General features: G+C 63.7%; 16 protein-coding genes. 4 read left to right on the forward strand and 12 right to left on the reverse strand.

Annotated features, from left to right (window positions below; genetic code table 11):
- Window positions 1–167: 167 nt before the first annotated feature.
- Entirely contained in the window at window positions 168–836 is a 669-nt protein-coding gene (locus DOM54_RS13415) for a histidinol-phosphatase (protein ID WP_110716823.1), read from the forward strand.
- A gap of 92 nt (window positions 837–928) precedes the next feature.
- Here the strand turns inward: DOM54_RS13415 and rsd are convergent, their stop codons facing one another.
- The 8 genes from rsd to yrfG form a co-directional block, all read right to left on the reverse strand.
- Window positions 929–1,447, reverse strand: coding sequence for a sigma D regulator (rsd, locus tag DOM54_RS13420; protein ID WP_110716824.1), 519 nt, complete (start codon window positions 1,445–1,447; stop codon window positions 929–931).
- A 160-nt stretch (window positions 1,448–1,607) separates the two neighbouring features.
- Window positions 1,608–2,162 (reverse strand): disulfide bond formation protein B, encoded by a 555-nt coding sequence (locus DOM54_RS13425; protein ID WP_110716825.1) that lies wholly within the window; start codon window positions 2,160–2,162, stop codon window positions 1,608–1,610.
- A gap of 103 nt (window positions 2,163–2,265) precedes the next feature.
- Window positions 2,266–3,837 (reverse strand): glutamate--cysteine ligase, encoded by a 1,572-nt coding sequence (gene gshA / locus DOM54_RS13430; protein ID WP_240613910.1) that lies wholly within the window; start codon window positions 3,835–3,837, stop codon window positions 2,266–2,268.
- Between the two features lie 225 nt (window positions 3,838–4,062).
- The gene (locus tag DOM54_RS13435; protein WP_110716918.1) at window positions 4,063–6,417 is read right to left on the reverse strand and encodes a Tex family protein; all 2,355 of its coding nucleotides are present in this window, start codon (window positions 6,415–6,417) and stop codon (window positions 4,063–4,065) included.
- A 177-nt stretch (window positions 6,418–6,594) separates the two neighbouring features.
- Window positions 6,595–8,166 (reverse strand): phosphoenolpyruvate carboxykinase, encoded by a 1,572-nt coding sequence (locus tag DOM54_RS13440; RefSeq protein ID WP_110716827.1) that lies wholly within the window; start codon window positions 8,164–8,166, stop codon window positions 6,595–6,597.
- Window positions 8,167–8,409: 243 nt separating this feature from the next.
- Window positions 8,410–9,282 carry an Hsp33 family molecular chaperone HslO gene (gene hslO, locus DOM54_RS13445; RefSeq protein ID WP_110716828.1) on the reverse strand — a complete coding sequence of 291 codons (873 nt, stop codon included), beginning with the start codon at window positions 9,280–9,282 and terminating at the stop codon, window positions 8,410–8,412.
- A gap of 83 nt (window positions 9,283–9,365) precedes the next feature.
- Window positions 9,366–9,758, reverse strand: coding sequence for an RNA-binding S4 domain-containing protein (locus tag DOM54_RS13450; protein WP_110716829.1), 393 nt, complete (start codon window positions 9,756–9,758; stop codon window positions 9,366–9,368).
- A gap of 47 nt (window positions 9,759–9,805) precedes the next feature.
- Window positions 9,806–10,465 (reverse strand): GMP/IMP nucleotidase, encoded by a 660-nt coding sequence (yrfG, locus tag DOM54_RS13455; protein ID WP_110716830.1) that lies wholly within the window; start codon window positions 10,463–10,465, stop codon window positions 9,806–9,808.
- 138 nt (window positions 10,466–10,603) lie between these two features.
- On the opposite strand from yrfG, the gene nudE reads away from it, so the two are divergent.
- Window positions 10,604–11,197 carry an ADP compounds hydrolase NudE gene (gene nudE / locus DOM54_RS13460; protein ID WP_110716831.1) on the forward strand — a complete coding sequence of 198 codons (594 nt, stop codon included), beginning with the start codon at window positions 10,604–10,606 and terminating at the stop codon, window positions 11,195–11,197.
- Between the two features lie 118 nt (window positions 11,198–11,315).
- Here nudE and DOM54_RS13465 read toward each other — a convergent pair whose 3' ends face one another.
- Window positions 11,316–11,681 carry a hypothetical protein gene (locus DOM54_RS13465; protein ID WP_110716832.1) on the reverse strand — a complete coding sequence of 122 codons (366 nt, stop codon included), beginning with the start codon at window positions 11,679–11,681 and terminating at the stop codon, window positions 11,316–11,318.
- Between the two features lie 119 nt (window positions 11,682–11,800).
- A complete protein-coding gene (locus DOM54_RS13470; RefSeq protein ID WP_110716833.1) occupies window positions 11,801–12,739 on the reverse strand; it encodes a LysR family transcriptional regulator in 939 nt (312 codons plus the stop codon).
- Between the two features lie 331 nt (window positions 12,740–13,070).
- Between DOM54_RS13470 and DOM54_RS13475 the strand changes: the two genes are divergently transcribed.
- Window positions 13,071–14,660, forward strand: coding sequence for a UxaA family hydrolase (locus DOM54_RS13475; RefSeq protein WP_110716834.1), 1,590 nt, complete (start codon window positions 13,071–13,073; stop codon window positions 14,658–14,660).
- Between the two features lie 104 nt (window positions 14,661–14,764).
- Window positions 14,765–15,808 (forward strand): 2-keto-3-deoxygluconate permease, encoded by a 1,044-nt coding sequence (locus DOM54_RS13480; protein ID WP_110716835.1) that lies wholly within the window; start codon window positions 14,765–14,767, stop codon window positions 15,806–15,808.
- 95 nt (window positions 15,809–15,903) lie between these two features.
- Here DOM54_RS13480 and DOM54_RS13485 read toward each other — a convergent pair whose 3' ends face one another.
- Together DOM54_RS13485 and DOM54_RS13490 are read right to left on the reverse strand one after the other, a co-directional pair.
- Window positions 15,904–16,953, reverse strand: a complete 1,050-nt coding sequence (locus DOM54_RS13485; RefSeq protein WP_110716836.1) for an oxidoreductase — start codon at window positions 16,951–16,953, stop codon at window positions 15,904–15,906.
- Window positions 16,954–17,212: 259 nt separating this feature from the next.
- On the reverse strand, window positions 17,213–18,469 hold the full coding sequence (locus tag DOM54_RS13490; RefSeq protein ID WP_110716837.1) for an acyltransferase family protein: 1,257 nt from the start codon (window positions 18,467–18,469) through the stop codon (window positions 17,213–17,215).
- Between the last annotated feature and the right edge of the window lie 226 nt (window positions 18,470–18,695).

Raw genomic sequence — 18,695 nt, forward strand, 5'->3', positions numbered from 1 at the left:
GCGCTTGCAGCCATACCCTTGGCGACAGGGAGTGGCGGTCCAACACCGCCACGGGCGCCACCGTGGGCAAAGCGGCGGGAGTTTGCGATACTGCCGAACGCTCGCACTCTCGATCCGAACGGCAACGCCGTTGCCCCAACGACACCCGTACAAGACAGGAGCCAACCTTGAGTCTGGCCATCTTCGATCTCGACAACACTCTGCTGAGCTGTGACAGCGACCATGCCTGGGGCGAATTCATGGTGGAACAGGGCGCGGTGGATGGCGAAGCCTACCGGCGTGCCAACGACCAGTATCTTCGCGACTACCGAGCGGGCGAGCTGGACATCATGGCTTATCTCTCGATGGCGCTGAAGCCGCTGGCCGAGCATAGCGAGGAACAGCTCAATGCCTGGCACCAGCAGTTCATGGCCTGCAAGATCGAGCCTCACGTTCTGCCGCGGGGCGAGGAGCTACTGGCGTGGCACCGCCAGCGCGGCGATTTCCTGCTGATCGTGACCGCCACCAACCGTTTCATCACCGGCCCCATCGCTCGGCGGCTCGGTGTCGACGATCTCATCGCGATCGAGGCGGAGCGCGAGAATGGGCGCTACACCGGCCGCGTGGAGGGTGTCCCCAGCTACCGCGAAGGCAAGGTCACGCGGGTCAGGCAATGGCTGGAGCAGAACCCCACCCTGACGCTGGACGACGCCTGGTTCTATAGCGATTCGATCAATGATCGCTACCTGCTCGAGGAGGTCGCCACGCCGGTGGCCGTCGACCCCGACGACGAACTCGAGAAACTGGCTCGCGAACGCGGCTGGCGCGTGCTCTCCTTGCGAACGCCATCGGCTTAGCGCTTCGCAGGCAGCGTAGACGGCGACGCCCTGGCGAGAACCAGGGCGTCATGGGAACGGGACGAGCAGGCGGGCGCGCGTGAGGGCGGCGCTCACTCCGTCCGCAGCGAGTGGTCAGCGGCCGGCGTTGCCACTTCCGTCGACGAGGGGGCGTGCACCGCATGCAGCCTGCCGATCAACTGATCCTCGAGGTCGAAGCGTTCGGCCATGGTGGCGCTCAGTTTTTCCAGCCAGCCGGGAAGCCGATCGGTATAGCGCTGACAGCGCGACGGGGTCGCGTACTCGGTGTCGAAATCGAGTACCAGTTGGGTCGACGCATCGACTCGAGCCAGGAGCTTGTCGGCCACCGCCAGGGCTTCCCGGTCATCGAAGGCCTTGGCTTCCTCCCGCAACTGCGGATAGATCTCGAAGTGACCGGCACTGATATAGTCCATCAGTGCTTCGCTGAAAGCATCGATTCTCGCCTTGGGTACCGCCGAGAGATCGGCATCGCAGAACTCACGGAGATCGACCAGCGTCACGACCATGTCGTAGCGCTGCTCCAGCCATCGATCGATCAGCGTATGCACGCCGCCCCACCGCTCCCGAGCCGTCTTGCAATCTTCCAGCATGATCACTCTCCCCCTGGGGCTGCGAACATTTCAGCGCGCCCCGCGCCGCTGCGTCGCCTGTTGCCAGACGAGAGATGCCAGATGCCAACGACGGCGGTGCCGTCGCCAAGCTCGCAACGCCGTCTGGCGCCGTCGGCCGCACGAACCGGAAGGTGCGCCGTCAAGAGGCCTGCACTGCCGGTTTGCGACCCGTCCTGCCACTGTAGCGCAATCGGGATATCAACATCATCACCGGAATCGCCCCCATGACGACGAAACCCAGCAGTGTCCACTGCGGCAGCGTGACACCCCACAGCGACCCCTCGACGGCCGCGCACTCGCCGGAACCGTGGAGCACGCGAGCCATGACATCCCACAACGGCAACATGTCCATCATGTAGTCGAGACCCGGCCCACAGCTGGGCACGCTATCCGGTGGCAGGGTCTGCAGCCAGACATGCCGCCCCGCCACGCCGATGCCCGCCAACACGGCAACCAGCGCGAGCAGGGCATAGACCAGGCCCCCGGATTTCGCGGGATTGTGAATCGCCCCGATCAGGAAGATGACGCCCGCCGAGATCACCGCAACGCGCTGGAAGATGCACAAGGGGCAGGGTTCGAGGCCAACGCCATACTGCAGGTAGAGCGCGACCGCCATCATGAAGCAGGACATCAACAGTCCCAGCAGACACCATTGACGCATACTGGTTGTGGCCACCCAACGCTTGATTTGCATGTCTCGCTTCCACTGAGGGCCAATGCGATCCCGCACTGGCCTTGCTTCCATTTTCACGACAGCCGACCGCGTGACTCTCGCCGAACGTTACCGATTCACTGACTCACGCCGCCGAACGAGGTTCCCTCGCCCGCTGGAAATAATCGGTGATGAACCGAGCGAACGATACCCGGTCCTCGGCCTCGATGTCGTGCTGCTGCTGATGCGAAGTCTCGACCAGTTGGGAAAAGAGTTCGGCGCGTGACTCGTCCATCGGCGTCGAACGCCAATGCCGCCCCTGCTCCTCGGCGAGGTCGGCGATGAAGTCGGCCCACTCTCCACCATGCGCCTCCAGCGCTCGCAGCATCTGTGCGGAGGGTGTGAGTTCCGGGTCATCCAACCGCCGGGCGATCGTCTCGATGGCGGCAGCGTGAAGATTGTCACCCTCGATGGCGTCGAGCAGGCCGGCAACCTCGCGCAGCCCATCAACGATCTCGTGGCCCCGAGTCCGCAACGGTACATGACGATCGCCGATTCGGAGTTTCAGATCCGGATCGCGCCCCCGTTCCACCACCAGCCGGCGGTTGTCGTCCAGCCGATCACACTCCTCGTCCGGAATCCAGGGACTTTCCGAGAGCAGGCACCAGAGCAGGAACGTGTCCATGAACCGCATCTGCGGCTCGTCGATTCCCAGCGGCAGGAACGGATTCAAGTCCAGACAGCGCACCTCGATGTATTCGACACCGCGCGCCTCCAGCGCCTGCGTGGGCGTCTCGTCGTGTCGCGCCACCCGTTTCGGACGGATGTCGCTGTAATACTCGTTCTCGATCTGCAGAATGTTGGCGCTGAGCTGCCGCCACTCGCCGTCGACCTCGACACCGATCCGACGGTAATCCGGCCACTCGGCAGAGATGGCGTGGCGGAGCGTGCCGACATAGTTGGAGAGCGAATTGAAGCAGATCTTCAACTGCTCCTGGACCTTGTTCTGGTAGCCGAGATCGGACATTCGCAGGCTGGTCGCGTAGCGCGCGTAGCGCGTCTCACGCCCCATCGACTCGAGCTTGTCGCAGCGATTATCGCCACCCTCCTCGCCGAGGAAGCTGCGGTCAAGCGCCGGTGACGCCCCAAAGAGATAGAGCAGCAGCCAGCTGTTGCGACGGAAGTTGCGAATCAGGTCGAAGTAGCGAGCCGAGCGATACCCCTGCAGCGATTCGCCCTGCCGGCCTTCCTGTGCCTGGAGGAGCGGCCAGATGTCGTCCGGCAGAGAGACGTTGTAGTGGATACCGGCGATCGACTGCATGATCCGGCCGTAACGCACATCCAGCCCCTTGCGATAGACATGCTTCATGGTGCCGACGTTGGACGTGCCGTAGTCGGCGATCGGCACGCTGTCGTTGCCGGAAAGCCGCGCGGGCATGCTGGCCGGCCATAGCCACTCGTCGTCGAGCTGGCGGTAGGTAAAGCGAACCAGATCGCCCAGGAAGGAGAGCGCATCGGCGGGACGGCAATAGACTGGAGTGATGTACTCGAGCAGGGCTTCCGAGTAGTCGGTGGTGATGTGGGGATGGGTCAGCTTCGAGCCGAGCGAGTGCGGATGAAGGGTCTGCGCGATGGCGGCCTTCGAGTCGACACGCAGCCCCTCCTTTTCGATGCCCCGCCGCAGACGACCAAGCAATCCCTTCTGGGCCGGCGCCATCAGTTGGCCGACGTTCGTGGCGAGTTGATCAGACACGCTCAACACCTTATTTCGTGGGAAGAGCTCTGCTCCCCCGTTTGTCCGTGCGTCGACGGCTCCGGACGCCATTGCTGTCGCCGGAGCCGCCGCGAGCCAAACCTCATTATGGAGCCGACGATAGCGCTTTCAAGGCTAACGACTTCGCGGCCCGAGATCCGGGGCTCGTGCGTGAAACGTCAATAGCCCCTAGCGTCGTCGCTGTGCCTTGAGCAAGGCCTCGGCCATCGCGCCGCCCGGCGGTGCGGGCTGGCGATCATTGCCGCTCTGTCGCGGCTGACGCCCTCGCGCACCACCATGAGGCTTGCCGCTACCCGACCTGCGCTCGCCGGGGGCTGCTTTCTCACCGGGTGCGTCGCCCAGTCGCATCGTCAAGCCGATCCGCTTTCGCGTCACGTCGACCTCCATCACCTTGACCTTGACGATATCGCCGGCCTTGACCACTTGCCGCGGGTCGTCGACGAACTTGTCGGCCAGCGCGGAGATATGCACCAGCCCATCCTGATGCACCCCGATATCGATGAAGGCGCCGAAATGGGTCACGTTGGTGACCACGCCCTCCAGCAGCATGCCCGGCTCGAGGTCGCCGATCTTCTCCACGCCCTCGCGAAAGGTCGCTGCCTTGAACTCGGGACGCGGATCGCGGCCAGGCTTGTCGAGTTCAGCCAGGATATCGATGACCGTCGGCACCCCGAACGCCTCGTCGACGTAGTCGGAGGGCTTGAGCGTCTTGAGATAGCGGCTGTCTCCGATCAGCCCGCCCAGTTCCCGCCCGTTGCGCTCGGCGATGCGCGCCACCAGCGGATAGGCCTCCGGGTGCACCGCACTGGCATCTAGCGGATTGGTGCCCCCCATGATGCGCAGGAAGCCCGCGCACTGCTCGAACGTCTTGGGGCCGAGCCTATCGACACCGAGGAGCTCCTGGCGAGTGCGAAACGGCCCCTCGCGGTCGCGCCTCGCGACGATATTGTCGGCGAGCATGGCGCTGAGGCCGGATACCCGGGAGAGCAGCGCGCTGGAGGCGGTGTTGAGATCCACCCCCACCGCGTTGACGCAGTCCTCGATCACCGTCTCGAGGCTCCGAGACAGGTTCACCTGAGAGACGTCGTGCTGATACTGGCCGACGCCGATCGACTTGGGATCGATCTTGACCAGTTCGGCCTGCGGGTCCTGCAGGCGCCGGGCGATCGACACCGCCCCCCGAATCGAGACATCGAGATCGGGGAACTCCCTGGCCGCCAGCTCCGAAGCCGAATAGACCGAGGCGCCGGCTTCACTCACCATCACCTTGGTGAGCTGGCGTGGCGCCACGCGCTTGACCAGTTCGGCGGCCAGCTTGTCGGTTTCACGGCTGGCGGTACCGTTGCCGATCGCCACCAACGAGACGTCATGGCGTTCGACCAGCCCGGCCAGCGTCGCCAGCGCCTCGTCCCAGCGCTTCTGCGGCGCGTGCGGATAGATGACGGCCTGCTCCAGGAAACGCCCGGTGGCATCGACGACGGCGACCTTGCAGCCGGTGCGCTGGCCGGGGTCGAGTCCCAGCGTGGTGCGCGGTCCGGCGGGTGCCGCCAGCAGCAGGTCCTTGAGGTTGGCGGCAAAGACATCGATCGCCTCCTGCTCGGCCCGCTCGCGCAGACGCCCCATCAGTTCGGTTTCCAGATGGGTGTAGAGTTTCACCTTCCAGGTCCAGCGCACCACCTCCTTCAGCCATCGGGAAGCGGCCTGCTCGGCCCCCAGTTCGATACCGACATGGCGGGCGATCGCGACCTCGGCAGGATGGATGGGCGCATCGTCCTCGCCGGCCATGACCAGCGAGAGCGCCAGCACCCCTTCCTTGCGCCCCCGGAACATCGCCAGCGCACGGTGCGACGGCGTCTTGGCCAGTGCCTCGTCGTGCTCGAAATAATCCGAGAACTTGCTACCTTCCGCCTCCTTGCCCTTGACCAGACGGGCGCGAAGCTGGCCATCCTCCCATAGCCGCTCACGTAACCGTCCAACCAGCTCGGCCTCTTCGCTGAAGCGCTCCATCAGGATCTGCTTAGCACCGTCCAGCGCGCCCTTGGCGTCCTCGATCCCATGGCTGGCGCCGGTCGCGCTGTCGACGAACGCCGCCGCCTCACGCTCCGGGTCCAGATTCGGCTCGGCCAGCAGCCGATCGGCCAAGGGCTCCAGCCCGGCTTCCCGGGCGATCTGGGCCTTGGTCCGGCGTTTCTTCCGATAAGGCAGATAGAGATCTTCCAGCCGCTGCTTGGTGGTCGCCGCCAGCAGCTCGGCCCGGAGCGCCTCGCTCATCTGCCCCTGCTCCTCGACCGCCTGCAGAATCGCTTCGCGCCGTTCTTCCATTTCACGCAGGTAGCGCAGACGCTCTTCCAGCGTGCGGAGCTGGCCATCGTCGAGCCCGCCGGTGACTTCCTTGCGGTAGCGGGCGATGAACGGGACGGTGGCGCCGCCATCCAGCAGTTCGACGGCGGCATGGACCTGAGGAGGCCGAACGCCGAGTTCGTCGGCGATCAGCGCGGTGATTACGGATTGGGTGTTGGACATGAAAATCATCACGATGGACAAGATCGCGCCACGTTAGCACAGCGACGCACGGGGCTCACTCTCCGGCGCATCGCCGCGCCGGAAACAGAAAGGGATGGCCGATGGCCATCCCCAAGATGCAATGCCGAGTGGGCCGAAACCATACTGGCGACTGGCAGTCGTCTCTCGACGGGCCGGTCAGAGCCGCTGCGGGCCAGCGGCCAGAATCGCCGAATCGACATCGTCGAACTTGTCGAAATTGTCCGTGAACTTGGCGATCAACGCGTTCATCTGTTCTCGATAGGCTTCCCGATCCTCCCACGCATCGCGCGGGTCGAGCAGCTTGGCATCGACGCCCTCCACGGCCACCGGCACATTCAGGTTCAGCCCTGGGATATGGCGCGTCTCGACATCTTTCAGCTCCCCCTCCTGAATGGCGCGGATGATCGCCCGGGTGGTCGGAATACTGAAGCGGCTGCCGCCCTGGCCGTAGGCGCCACCGCACCAACCCGTGTTGACCAGATAGACCCGGGATTCGAACGCTTCGATACGCTTGATCAGTAGCTCGGCGTATTCGTGGGCCGGGCGCGGGAAGAATGGCGCCCCGAAACAGGTGGAAAAGGTCGCCTCCAGACCACTGGTGGAACCCATCTCGGTCGACCCGACCTTCGCCGTATAGCCGGAGAGAAAGTGATAGGCAGCCGCTTCCTTGGAGAGCAGCGAGACAGGCGGCAACACGCCGCTCATGTCGCAGGTCAGGAAGATGATCGCGCTGGGTTCGCCGGCGCGATTCTCCGCCACCCGCTTGTCGACGAATTCGAGCGGATACCCGGCCCGGCCGTTCTGGGTCAGGCTGTCATCGGCATAGTCGGGAACGCGGCCTTCCGTCAGCACCACGTTTTCCAGCACGGTGCCGAACCGTATGGCATCCCAGATGATCGGTTCGTTCTTGCGTGACAGGTCGATGGTCTTGGCGTAGCACCCCCCTTCGAAGTTGAAGACGGTGCCCTCGCCCCAGCCATGCTCGTCATCGCCGATCAGATAGCGCTCGGGATCCGCCGACAGCGTGGTCTTGCCGGTGCCGGACAGGCCGAAGAACAGCGTGGTTTCGCCATCCTCGCCGACGTTGGCGCTGCAGTGCATCGGCAATACGTCCTTCTCAGGCAGCAGAAAATTCTGAACCGAGAACATCGCTTTCTTCATTTCGCCCGCATAGCGCATGCCGGCCAGCAGCACCCGGCGACGGGCGAAGTTGATCATCACCGTGCTTTCGGAGCGAGTACCATCGCGCTGCGGCTCGCAGACGAAGTCAGGTGCGCTCAGCACCGTCCACTCGCTCTTGTCCTTGGGATTCCAGTTTTCGGGGCGCACGAACAGATTGCGTCCGTAGAGACTGTGCCACGCCTTCTGGGTGACGACGCGAATCGGCAGGTAGTATTCGGGATCGGCACCGACGTGAAGTTCCGAAACGAAGGTCTCTCCCCCCGCGAGATAGTCCTCGACCCGCTCCCACAGCGCATCGAACACGTCCGGCCCGATCGGACGGTTGACCTGACCCCAGTCGATCAGATCCGAGGTCGAGGGCTCCTCGACGATGAAACGGTCCAACGTGGACCGGCCGGTACGCTCGCCCGTTTCCACCACCAGCGCGCCATTGTCGGCCAGCACGCCTTCGCCCCTCGCCAGGGCATATTCGACCAGCTCGGCCGCGGTCAAATGAGTGTGCGCTTTCGCGCCAGCAGCCTGGGAGATGGCTTGAGAGGTGGTCATTATCCAATCCTGGGCTCGAGGGCCTCTGTTTTCGTGTCGTTTCACAGCGTTGAGAACCCGCCACCTCGACGACACCGTTCTCGATCGGACCGGCGGCCTCGACGCCATGGCAGGCGAAAAAGGATCGCCATTATGGCAAAAAGCGCCCAGCGCGCAAACGCTGGACGCTCGATGTCAATTCGGCTTTGATCAAAGGCCTGCTGCTCGCGGCGCAGCCGTTGCGCTCGACGAATAGCGGCGCTACTAGTGAAGCGTCGGTGATGGCGCCTCGGGGGAGTCGATGATCGCCTCGATGTCTGCCGCACTAAAATGGTACTGCGTATGACAAAAATGGCACTGCGTATCGACCGCTTTCTGCTCGTTCAGAATGCTTCGCAGCTCGTCGGCACCGAAGGTATGCAGCGCGTTGGCGATGCGCTCCCGCGAGCAGGTGCAGCCGAACGCCAGCGCCTTGGGGTCGAAGACGCGCGTGGTCTCTTCGTGGAACAGACGGTAAAGCACGTCCTGCGCCGGTAGCGTCAGCATCTCGTCGGCGGTGATCGTCGCCGCCAGATGAACCACCCGATCCCAGGCATCGGCATCCTGGTTGGAGGCATCGTCCGGCAGTTGCTGGAGCAGCAGTCCGGCGCTGCGCTGCCCGTCGGCGCTCAGCCATAGCCGCGTCGCCAGCTGTTCCGACTGGGCGAAATAGGCTTCCAGGCAACCGGCGAGCTGGTCATGCTCCAGCGCCACGATCCCCTGGTAGCGATTGCCCTCGACGGGGTCGAGGGTGATCACGATCTGCCCATCGCCTACCAGCTGCCGCAACGAAGCATCGTCGGCGAAGATCTGGTTCTCGTCGTACCGCGCGATGGCTCGCAGTTGACCACCGGGGTTGGATTCCGCCATCAGCACGTCGACTCCCTGCTTGCCGCGCACCTCCAGGCTGACGGTGCCATCGAGCTTGACGGTTTCGGTCAGCAAGGCGACGGCGCTCAGCAGTTCGCCCAACTGATGGCGAATCGGTGCGGGGTAGTCCTGGCGGGCGAGCACCTCCCCGTAGGCGGTTTCCAGCTGCACGATCTCGCCGCGCACGTTGGTGTCGTCAAACAGGAAGCGTTGGATTTCATCGTTCATGGATCGGATCTCGTCGGGCACCAGGACAATCGCAGGATCGCCCGGTGAGGGCAGGTAGTGGGCGACGCCACGAGCGCGGGACGTCAATCATCGGCGTGCTGGCGCTGGAATCGATGGATATCGCGACGCTGGCGCTTGTCGGGCCGCTTGATCGGCGGTTGCATCACCTGATTGGCGAGTTTGCGCTGATGCGCTTCCCGCTCTCGCCGATCCAGGCTTTCGGAGGTCTCGGCGTAGAGTTCTCGAGCCTCCGGGGCGCCACGGCGTTGGTCCGAGAGCGCCACGACCTCGACGGTCACGTTGTCCCAGCCTTGCGGCAGTTCGATCAGAGCGCCGACCTCGACGTTCCTGCTGGTCTTGACGCGGCTGCCGTTGTAGCGGACCTTGCCGCCCTCGATCGCCTTCTTGGCCAGTTGACGCGTCTTGAAAAAGCGCGCCGCCCACAACCACTTGTCGATACGTACCGTTTCACTCATGGGTCAATTACCTCGACCGGCATAGATGGGGATGGGCAGTGCCCGCTTCAACCCGGTCGCGCGGGCAAAAGCGATGCAAACTGCTCGATGACGGTGAACGACGGATGGTCGCTCCCGACCTTGCGGCTATCCGGTTGATGGATGCCCAGCAGGTGGCGAATGCCATATCGCCGGGCGCTTTCGAGCACGTCGGCGTTGTCGTCGATGAACAGGCTGCGTGCCGGGTCGAAGGGGTGCAGCGTCTGCATGGCCGACCAGAACGCCAGTTGCTCCTTGGGAACCCCCACATCCGCTGATGACACGATCCGATCGACATAGCGATCCAGCCCGGTCAACGGCAACTTGAGACCAAGGCTCTCACGATCGGCATTGGTCGCCAGGACCACGTCCAGCGGCGACGCCTTCAGCCACTCCATGAAGGCCAGGGCATCGGCACGCCATCCGATCAGGTGTGCGACCTCGCGCTTGAGCACGACGATATCCAGCGACAACTCGCGGCTCCAGTAGGCCAGGCTGTACCAATCCAGCGTCCCTCTGGCATCGTGGATACGCGACTCCAGCGCCGTGCGATGAGTGTCGTCGAGCCGATGTAGCTCGACATAGCGGCGCGGCAGATGCTCGAGCCAGAAGTGGCTGTCGAAATGGAGATCGAGCAGCGTACCGTCCATGTCCAGAAAAACGGTGTCGATGGCGCTCCAGTCGATCATCGAAAGAACCCCGGCCGTCAGTGAAGGAAATCGTCTCGTGTCGGGCCCCTTCCAACGCGAGGAGGGATCGGGCATTTCCCACGGAGACAAGCGTCGATTATTGTACCCAGTGCAACCCGCCCGATGCACGGAGGCCGCATGGCGCCGACTGATTCCCCCCCACCCGTCTTGACCCGGCCGACGCTTCTCGCGCGGCGCACCGTTGCCCAGAGCGAACTGTTTGCCATCGAATCGCTCGACCTGCGCTTCGCCAACGGCGCGGAACGGACTTTCGAACGCTTGAAGGGCAAGGGTCGCGGCGCGGTGATGCTGGTCGCCATGCCCGACCCCGATCATGTCTTGCTGATTCGGGAATACGCGGCAGGCTTCGACGAATATACGTTGACGCTACCCAAGGGCCTGGTCGATCCCGGCGAAGACATCATCACCGCGGCCAATCGAGAGCTCATGGAAGAGTGCGGATACGGCGCCAATCGCATCGAGCCACTGGTGGAGCTGTCGCTGGCACCCAACTACATGAACCACCGTATTCAGGTAATGCTGGCTAGCGATCTCTACGAAAAGCGCTTGGAGGGCGATGAGCCCGAGCCGCTGATCGTGGAGACCCATGCCATCGACGACATCTCCGGACTGCTGGCACGGGATGATTTTCACGAAGGGCGCGCCATTGCCGCCCTGTTCATCGCACGTGAAAAATTGCGCAGCGAGCAAGTCTCCGAAAGCTGGTGGTGAGGACCACACCGGCGGGCGCCAGCAAATTGCGCATGGCAAACGACGCTCGCCCCGCTGAGCGGGGCGAGCGAACGGCAGGGCCAGTACTGCGAAACGTCTATCGCGAGCAGAGACCCGATCAGTTGGGATTGACGTCCTGGGCGGAGTCGACGCCATGGTTGCCTTCCATGTCGTCGGCCACCGGCCCCTGCGCTGCCGACGTGTCCTGAGCGGTAGCGCCCTCGACCTTCATGCTGCCAGGCTGAGTGTTGGCCGACCCGGTCTGCCCATTGTCTTCATCGGGCAGATTGTTCTCGGTCGGCAACTTCTTGCTGGCGCTGTCCGATGCGGTCGCCCCCTCGGCCATTGTCGGCGATGCACCGCCGGATTGGGTATTGGCGGAGCCGGTCTCGGGGCTCACGCTGGGCGCCTCGTCCTGCGCGAACGCGACAGCGGTGGGAAGGGCGATGAGCGCGGCGAAAATGGCTGCATTCAATGTCTTCATGTGAATCCTCCTTAATTCATCTCTACGTGTGACGCCGGTCCAACGGAATCCGTCTTTTCCGTTTGCGTCACCAGGCTTGACTCAACAAGCTATACAAAACCTAGACAAAAAACCGCCAATCAGCAAATATCGGCGTCGCCCTCGATGCCAGCGTCATAACACTCGAGGAATCTCCTCGCGGCGGGAGAAAGCTCCCTGTCCCGGCGCCAGAGCAACTCGAACGCGGGATTTCGCGTTCTGAGCCGATAGCGGATCCGCGCCACCTGCCCCCGCCTCACCTGCTCCTGGGCGATGCGCTCAGGCAGCAGCGCCAGGACGCCTGCATCCTGCTCCAGCATGGCCAGGATCGCATAGGTCGATGAAATTTCGATCGACTGCACCGGCTGCGAGAGCCCCGCGGCAACGAACTCCTGTTCCAGCATTCGCGGCATGCTGACGGGGTAGACGATCCAGGTCTGTCTGGCCAAGGCGGTGAAATCGGGCGCCTCGACCTCGACCAACGGATGTCCGGGATTGGCAACGACCCAGAGCGGCTCGGGGAAATGGCCGTGACAGTGGTAGTCTGAGGGCCGCCTGCCGAAGCTGGAGCGACACAATGCGACGTCGATTCGCCCTTGGTCGAGCAAGCGAAGCAGCCCTTCGCTGGTATCTTCGATCACCTGCAACGACAACGAGGGCTGTTCGGCACGCACCTTGACGATTGCCTCGACGATCGCGGCGATGGCGCCCATGGTACCGCCGACGGCCAGATGCCCGCCGTACCCCTGCTGAATGCCGATCATCTCCTCGCGCAGATGCGCCACGTCGGTCTGGATCAGCCTCGCGTAGCGCACCACGCAGCGCCCCAGATCATTGGCCTCGAGCCCTCTCGCACTGCGTAGGAACAGCGACGCGCCCAGCGTCGACTCGATCTCGTTGAGTGCCCGCGTCGCCCCCGGTTGGGAGATCGCCACCTGCTCGGCAGCCTTGTGGATCGAGCCGCACTCATCCAGCGCCATCAGCAACCGCAACTGGCGCAAGCGCAGCCGCGACATCAGTGTCTCCAACGTCGGGGGCATCGACGACTCCTCTCGCTTACGACGTGACCGCAATTAGGCTTGATACGAAAACTGCCCACGCTCGACATTACGGCGTTAACAAGCGCCGGCCTGGTCCGTTTTTTGCCGATTTTGCCTTGTCCTGCCCGCACTCGTCGGCTTTTCGCACACACCTTAAGACTTTGGACGAATACGCGGTCGTTATCATTCGATCAGTAACTCTCAGTAGTTCGCCAGAGAGTGACCGGATAGGGTGTAACCAAACGGAAGTATAATAACCGATTGATTCAAAAAGACTTAAAGATAAAGCTGCATAGACCAAAGTGGCACGACTTGCCCGAGGAACCGATTGATGGCATTGATCGAACACACCACCGAGGCCCCTGCCTCGATCATCCGGCTGCACGAACGCGATGACGTGGTCATCGCCCGTCTCCCGCTGCCGAAGGGTAGCGAAATCCTGCCGGGCATCGTCCTGACCAGCGCCGTGCCGGCCGCGCACAAGATCGCGATCCGAGCGCTCCAACCGGGCGACATGGTCCGACGCTACGGTCAGATCATCGGCCGCGCCACCCGCGGCATCGCGTCCGGCGATCATGTCCATGTCCACAATCTCGGCATCGGCGACCTCGAGGGTGACGGCCACGAACACGGCGACGCCAAGGGCTACGTCAAGGACTATGCCATCGGCAGCGAGGTCACGCCCGTCGCGCGGGTCTCTCCCGCCGCCACTTTCCTGGGTATCCAGCGTGCGGATGGTCGGGTCGCGACACGCAACTACATCGGCATTCTCACCTCGGTCAACTGCTCCGCCACGGTCGCTCACGCCATCGCCGATCATTTCCGCCGGGACGTCCATCCCGAAGCAATGGCCCCCTACCCCAACGTGGATGGCGTCGTGGCACTGACCCACGGCGTGGGATGCGCGGTAGCTGCGGATGGCGAGGCCCTGGAGATGCTCCAGCGTACGCTCGCCGGCTACGCGCGACACGTCAATTTCGCCGCCGTGCTGGTCATTGGCCTGGGCTGCGAGACCAATCAGATCGACACCCTGATCGAGTCCCAGGGCCTCGAGCCCGGGCCCAAGCTTCACCCGTTCACGATTCAACAGATCGGCGGCACCACCAAGGCCATCGCCGAGGGGATCCGCCATATCGAGCTGCTGCTGGCGGAAGCCAACCAGGTCGAACGCACACCGTGTTCCGTCGAGCATCTCCGGGTCGCCCTACAGTGTGGCGGTTCCGATGGCTATTCCGGGATCACCGCCAATCCGGCGCTGGGTGCCGCCGTCGACCGCCTCATTGCCCACGGCGGCAGTGCCGTGCTTGCCGAGACGCCGGAAGTCTACGGCGCCGAGCACTTGCTGACACGACGGGCGGTGAGCCCGGCCGTCGCCCACAAATTGATCGAGCGCATCCACTGGTGGGAAGCGTTCTGCCGGGTTCGCGGCGCATCGCTCGACAACAATCCCTCCGCCGGCAACAAGGCGGGCGGCCTGACCACGATCCTCGAGAAATCGCTGGGCGCGGTGGCCAAGGCCGGCACCACGCCGCTGGTCGAGGTGCTTGAGTATGCCGAACCGATGCGCGAGCGCGGTCTGGCATTCATGGATTCCCCTGGCTTCGACCCGGTCTCGGTCACCGGCCAGGTCGCCAGTGGCTGCAACCTGATCGCCTTCACCACCGGTCGCGGCAGCGCCTTCGGCTGCGCGCCGGTGCCGTCCATGAAGCTATCCACCAACAGCGCGCTATGGCGCCATCAGTCGGACGACATGGATATCAACTGTGGCGCGCTGATCGATGGCGATATCGACATGGAGCAGCTAGGCGAGCAGATATTCCAGCGCTTCCTGACCCTGGCCTCCGGCGAGCGCAGCCGCAGCGAACGCCACGGCTACGGCCAGCAGGAGTTCGTGCCCTGGCAGATCGGCGTCATCACCTGAGTTCGCAGGGCCCTCGAGCTCCCAACTAGCCTCACCCCGCAGACCATCTCCAACGGCGCCGTCGTCGACGGCGCCCCCTTTCGCTCTGGCATGGAGAAGATCACATGTCGATTCCGGTATCGCGCGTTCCCATCTACGACACGCTCAACCGCATCCCCGGCGGTCTGATGATCATTCCGCTGATTCTCGGATCGATCGTCGGCACGCTCGCGCCCGCCGCACTGGAGATCGGCAGTTTCACCACTGCGCTGTTCAAGGACGGCGCCATGGCGTTCATGGCACTGGTTATCTTCGCCACCGGCATGCAGATCACACCGCGCAACGCCGGCCCTATCGTCGGCACCGCCAGTGTCATACTCCTGGCCAAGAGCCTGGTCCCCGGTGTGCTGATCGCGATCCTGGGTCTGACCACCGGCATGCAGGGCCTGTTCGGGATCTCGATCCTGGCCATGCTGGCCGCGATGGACAACAGCAACGGCGGTATCTGGCTCGCCTTCACCGGCCGCTACGGCGACCAGCGCGATCGCGGTGCCTATATCGCCAGCGCCATCAACGACGGCCCCTTCTTCACCCTGATTCTGATCGGTGCGTCGGGCCTGGCCGATATCCCGCTGGAAGTGTTCATGGCAGCGATCGTCCCGCTGCTGCTGGGGATTCTGGTCGGCAATCTCGACCCCAAATGGACAGAGGTCATGCGCCCGGTGCCGGAGATGGTGATCCCCTTCTTCTCATTCGGCCTCGGCACCGGCATCAATCTGGCCGACGTGCTCCATGGCGGTCTGACCGGGCTGGCGCTGGGCCTGCTCGTCGCCCCGTTCACCGGTGGACTGGTCTATCTCGGCTATCGATATCTGTTGAAACGCGGCAGGCGCAGCGGAATCGGCTTTGCCGCCGGCACCACCGCGGGCAACTCCATCGCCACACCGGCAATCGCCGCTGCGGCCGACCCGTCGCTGCAACCCTATGTCGGTGTCGCCACGACCCAGGTCGCGGCCTGCGTGCTGGTCTCGGCGCTGATGGCACCAGCGATCGCCTCGTGGCTGCTCAAGCGCAATGGCGAACTGCGATCGCCAGAGGAGATACCGGCCGGGGCCAGCGCCCATGACAACGCTTCTGCCCGCCTGGCGGGCGACCTCATTCCGAAATAAGTCATGCAGAGGGTCGTCCCCGGTGTCACGACGCATCGAGTCAGCGATTTCGCTGGCTCGATGTCATTGTTCCCGGACCGAAAGTCAGCACCACCTCACGACAGCGTAACGACCTGCCCCGACTCGGCGCTTCGGATTCCCGCTTCCAGCAAGCGCATCACCTCCAGCGCGGCTTCGGCCGTCACGGGCAGTGGCGCATCGCCCCGAATGGCGTCGCGAACGCCCGCGTAGTAGGCGAGATAGTCGCCGGGCAGGGTCGGCACCTCGTGCAGTTCCGGCTGAATACCTTCGCGTACCTGGCCGATCGTCAGCATGCCGTGGCGCCAATCCTCTCCCCAGTGGGGCGACGGCTGCCGGTCGCCACGCTTGAGCATGTCCTCCTGCGGGTCGAGACCATGCTTGACATAGCTGGCACGGGTACCGTGAACGGTGAAGCGTGCGCCGGGCGCGGCGACCAAGGTACCGCCGTGGAGGATCACGCGGCACTCCCGATAGTGCAGCACGGCGTGGAAATAGTCGTCGACCTTGGCACCGTCCCGCTGGCAGGCCAGATCGAGCGAGATCGACTCCGGCACGCCAAACAGCACCAGGCTCTGATCGAGCAGGTGCGAGCCGAGGTCGAACCAGGCACCGGCGCCGGGGGCGGGAGCTTCACGCCAGCGCTGGGCAACCTCCGGCCGGAAGCGATCGAAGTGAGACTCGAAATGGACGATCCTGCCCAGCGATCGGCTATCGATGAGGTTGCGTACCGTCAGGAAATCCGAGTCCCAGCGCCGGTTGTGAAAGACCGACAGCAGGCGTCCGGCCTTGTCAGCCTGCTCGCACAGCTTGCGGGCTTCGTCCGCCGTCACGGTGAAGGGCTTGTCGACTACGACATGCTTGCCTGCTGCCAGCGCCTCGCTGACCAGCGAATAGTGCGTTGCGTTGGGCGTGGGTATGACGATCAGATCGATATCGGCACGCTCGAACAGCGCCTGCGGTGTCGACTCCACCGGCACGCTTGGCCAGTCGGCGTTCACCTTGCCGGCATCCCGGCTTGCCACGGCAACCAGAGACAGGCCGTCCTGAGCATTGATCAGCGGCGCGTGGAACCGTTTGCTGGCCATGCCGTAGCCGACCAGCCCCACACGGATGGATCCCTTCATGCTGCGTCCCTTAGAGATGAATTCGCTATCGCTTCGCGGAACAACCCGGCGAGGCACCTTCACTTATTAGGGTATCGCATCTCGAACGGCAAGGTTCCATGGCAAGGGAAAGTCGACAAGCTTGGTTCTGACGACGCTGACCGATACGGTTCACCGTGACGCCCATTTCGAAACCGACCTCATCGCGATGGTCGACGATCTCGCCACAGCCTGGCGAGCCCGGAACATCTCCCTGCGGTGCCGTGCTTCGCCAGCGAACTCACGCCTGGACCGCTTGCGACACCGATCGCCGTTGCCAAGCCGACGGCAATCGCGCTTCCAGCCATCGACGTGTCGGTGCGACCACGAAGCGCTGCATCAGGAGCGCCAGGACGACGATCATCGCGAGATGGAAAGCCATGGTCCACAGCGGTATCGCGAACTTGAGCGCCACGTTGCTGCTGTCCACGACCCAGCTCTCGTGCCATCGCTGCAGGAGCCAGCGGGTCGCTCTCGCGGTCGGACCGATCAGTGGCGTGTGCAGGGCGAAAATGCACAGCGCTGACTCCCCCAGTCGCTGCGCCCAGGCCCTGACCGTTGCACTTCGCGGAGCCGAGAAGGCACACACGCTCAGCAGCACCAGCGCCTGGAATGGCAGCAGCAGGCCATTGTGGGTCAGGTAGTAGAGGTGCAATCCATCCATTTTCAATAGCAGGACCCCGACCGGAACGCCGCACAGGCCCAGCGCCAGCAGTGGATAGCGGAACCGCTGTATCAGGTCGCCCACGCGAGGGGACTGCCAGGCACGATAGAGCACGACGCCCGTGAGGAACTCTGGCAGGCGAAACAACGGGTTGCGATGGAGCACCCCGACCGTTACGTAATCGAACGACCCCGCCAGCGTGGCGACGAGCGGCCCCAACGCGTAGAGCCCCCAGAGGCCCAGCAGCACCAGGCCCCACCGCTGGACCCGCATCAGTCGCGGCGCCAGCCATGGGAAGCAGGCGTAGAAGAAAAGCAGCGCGGAGATCGACCACGACGCCCCATTGAGCCACAGAAACCGTGGCTCCCAGGCCTGAAGGAGCGTCAGCTGCAGCGCGATATGGCCAATGGCACTGGGCCACGACAACCGCTCGGCGAAGTCGGCCCTCACCGCATCACTCAGCGGATAATAGGGATGCGTATTGAAATAGACATGGACCCCTTCGGGGCGGATGGGGTACTGAATCAACAACAATCCGATCGACAGCAGCATCGTCATGACATGAATCGGATAGAGATTGCACAAGCGTTTGGCGACGAACGCCGGGCCATGCATCTTCATCTCTCCGGCATGATCCAGCGCCACGTGGGCGAGCAGGAATCCGGACAGCATGAAAAACGTGCTGGTCGCGAAAAAACCCATGCCGATAAAGCTTCTCAGCATCGCCGGCATGTCGCTGTAGATACCGCCGAAGTGATAGGCGACCATCCACAGCGCCATCAGAAAGCGCAGCCATTCGAGACCGTAATATCGCTGTCGTTTGCTAGTGGACATCCTGCCACCTCCTTTCTTACCGCCGGACAGTACCTGACGACGTGATCGACGAACGAGGCTTCGAGGCGCATCCAGTGCCTGTGAGCGCGATGCCCGAGACGGCGCCGTAAAAGACGGCCAATGCTCAGCGAAGCGATTGCGCGGGGTTGTTATAGGGTTATTATCGAAGGGCGGGGGCACGCCGCGAAGGTAGGCGCGGATCGTGTCATGATCGTCGTCAAAGTGT

The organism is Salinicola acroporae (assembly GCF_003206615.1).
GTDB lineage: Bacteria > Pseudomonadota > Gammaproteobacteria > Pseudomonadales > Halomonadaceae > Salinicola > Salinicola acroporae.

Coding starts and splice junctions, on each gene's coding strand:
- DOM54_RS13485 (WP_110716836.1), bottom strand. CDS start 16,953: ATGAAGGGATCCATCCGTGTGGGGCTGGTCGGCTACGGCATGGCCAGC.
- gshA (WP_240613910.1), bottom strand. CDS start 3,837: ATGGCGCCGGCCCAGAAGGGATTGCTTGGTCGTCTGCGGCGGGGCATC.
- DOM54_RS13490 (WP_110716837.1), bottom strand. CDS start 18,469: ATGTCCACTAGCAAACGACAGCGATATTACGGTCTCGAATGGCTGCGC.
- DOM54_RS13470 (WP_110716833.1), bottom strand. CDS start 12,739: ATGCCCCCGACGTTGGAGACACTGATGTCGCGGCTGCGCTTGCGCCAG.
- DOM54_RS13425 (WP_110716825.1), bottom strand. CDS start 2,162: ATGCAAATCAAGCGTTGGGTGGCCACAACCAGTATGCGTCAATGGTGT.
- DOM54_RS13450 (WP_110716829.1), bottom strand. CDS start 9,758: ATGAGTGAAACGGTACGTATCGACAAGTGGTTGTGGGCGGCGCGCTTT.
- DOM54_RS13475 (WP_110716834.1), top strand. CDS start 13,071: ATGGCATTGATCGAACACACCACCGAGGCCCCTGCCTCGATCATCCGG.
- rsd (WP_110716824.1), bottom strand. CDS start 1,447: ATGCTGGAAGATTGCAAGACGGCTCGGGAGCGGTGGGGCGGCGTGCAT.
- DOM54_RS13440 (WP_110716827.1), bottom strand. CDS start 8,166: ATGACCACCTCTCAAGCCATCTCCCAGGCTGCTGGCGCGAAAGCGCAC.
- hslO (WP_110716828.1), bottom strand. CDS start 9,282: ATGAACGATGAAATCCAACGCTTCCTGTTTGACGACACCAACGTGCGC.
- DOM54_RS13465 (WP_110716832.1), bottom strand. CDS start 11,681: ATGAAGACATTGAATGCAGCCATTTTCGCCGCGCTCATCGCCCTTCCC.
- DOM54_RS13480 (WP_110716835.1), top strand. CDS start 14,765: ATGTCGATTCCGGTATCGCGCGTTCCCATCTACGACACGCTCAACCGC.
- DOM54_RS13435 (WP_110716918.1), bottom strand. CDS start 6,417: ATGTCCAACACCCAATCCGTAATCACCGCGCTGATCGCCGACGAACTC.
- yrfG (WP_110716830.1), bottom strand. CDS start 10,465: ATGATCGACTGGAGCGCCATCGACACCGTTTTTCTGGACATGGACGGT.
- nudE (WP_110716831.1), top strand. CDS start 10,604: ATGGCGCCGACTGATTCCCCCCCACCCGTCTTGACCCGGCCGACGCTT.